This window comes from Pseudoduganella sp. RAF53_2, assembly GCF_052113985.1.
Lineage (GTDB): Bacteria > Pseudomonadota > Gammaproteobacteria > Burkholderiales > Burkholderiaceae_D > Rugamonas.
Window position 1 is genome coordinate 1 of the sequence record NZ_JBFRDW010000960.1, and the last position, 1,505, is coordinate 1,505.

Below are 1,505 nucleotides of genomic sequence, written 5' to 3' on the forward strand. Positions count from 1 at the left end.
GGAGGCAATTGTTTGGAGGCGTGCAGGTGGTGTTGGCGAGCCTCGCATCGATAAAATGAACCCTTATTCGTATGTTGTCGCGCTGGTAGTAGGTAAAGAAGAACCAAGGACGACTCCGGGCCAACGGATTGCCTGGTGGGTTGCATCTGATTATCTCTCGAGTCACCGTCGACATCGAGGGATGGAATGGTGGCATTTGTCTGGCGCTGCACTCATGATTTGGGTATCACGGAATTGGACAAGCGAGGAAATTTTGTCTGCTGCCACCCCGTCTTCGACAGGCCCTTCACAGCACCATTGACGGCGACGAATCCGGCAGTCCGCGGCCAGATGCTGCCGCTAGTAAAACACAAGGTCCGGCCATGACAAAACTTGATTTTCTGAAATTGATGAAGTTTCCAAGAGAATGGATCGACTTCGATATGTATCCCGACGAGCTATTTTCTATTCAGGCTTCCGGGTATCAGCCGGGTCATGAGTTTGGTGCGGAACATGACAGGAATGGAGCTTTTCATTGGTGGCTGCGCCGAAATCCCTCGAAGAGCCGTATATTAAATTTGCTGAGATTGGCTGCCTTAGATCCAGATCCGTTTCTCGGTCAAGATCTTCGCCAGTATTTGCGGCAAGCTGAATCTTTTGACTCCGACGCGTCAACGCTAGAGCAGCAATTGTTCGGTTGACCGATTACGCGAACCCCAGGACGGCATGCGGCCATCAGCCGCCATTCAAACGTCATATGATAATTCTAAAAAAATGTGGATTTTGATTAAAAGACGGTTACTAACGCTATCTCTCGTCGCCTTTGCTGCAATGCGTCCCGCTCTGGCAGTGGATATTTTCGGCATTGAGGATGATAACCTGCGCCCCGTGCCATCCGGAGTAGAGGAAGTCTTGCGTATGTACCTCAAGCATACAGACTACAAAGAATGTGCAGACGGGAAGTTCGTCGGGAGTGCGGTGGACCTTAAGGGAAACGGTCAAAAGCTTGACTGGATTGCAAAGACAGCTGATGGATGCGCCTGGGGTGCGAACACAGCGAAAATCTGGATATTAAAAAACGAAAAGAATCGTTATCGAATCGTGTTGTACGATGGAGGACAAGGAGTGGTCCTGTTGAACACAAAGACGCATGGACTTCGAGACCTCAGAATGCCTAGCGGCACAGCAGGGCATTATTCAGATAAGTTATTGAAGTTCGACGGCAGACGCTACAAAATGTTCAGGTTTTGCTTCATTGATTTGCTTGACCCTGAGGAAAACAAGAGACATCCGGATGGTAGGTGTCATGTAAATTAGCCGATGACTTGTGACGGCCAAAAGCGGTCTATCAAAATTTTTAAGGTACTTCATGCGCAAGCTCATCGCTGGCATAGCGGCATTATTTAGTTTTAAGAGCTCGGTAGCGGCTCAGGAGTTGCAGTCACCGCCAAAGCAGATAAATTACCGTGGAGGACTGGTAGTGTTCGCTTTGCCGGGGGCTTGGGTTGAGGAGTATGAGCCAGAAG

The 1,505-nt window shown here is 49.4% G+C and carries 2 protein-coding genes; both read left to right on the forward strand.

What is annotated here, in order from left to right; translation table 11 throughout:
- Window positions 1-362: 362 nt before the first annotated feature.
- Window positions 363-680 carry a hypothetical protein gene (locus AB4Z11_RS31420; RefSeq protein ID WP_442030053.1) on the forward strand — a complete coding sequence of 106 codons (318 nt, stop codon included), beginning with the start codon at window positions 363-365 and terminating at the stop codon, window positions 678-680.
- Window positions 681-705: 25 nt separating this feature from the next.
- On the forward strand, window positions 706-1,296 hold the full coding sequence (locus AB4Z11_RS31425) for a hypothetical protein (protein ID WP_442030055.1): 591 nt from the start codon (window positions 706-708) through the stop codon (window positions 1,294-1,296).
- The last annotated feature ends 209 nt before the right edge of the window (window positions 1,297-1,505 follow it).

Bases quoted from the DNA above. Each gene is read 5' to 3' on its own strand.
- AB4Z11_RS31420 (WP_442030053.1), top strand. From the start codon at position 363: ATGACAAAACTTGATTTTCTGAAATTGATGAAGTTTCCAAGAGAATGG.
- AB4Z11_RS31425 (WP_442030055.1), top strand. From the start codon at position 706: ATGCGGCCATCAGCCGCCATTCAAACGTCATATGATAATTCTAAAAAA.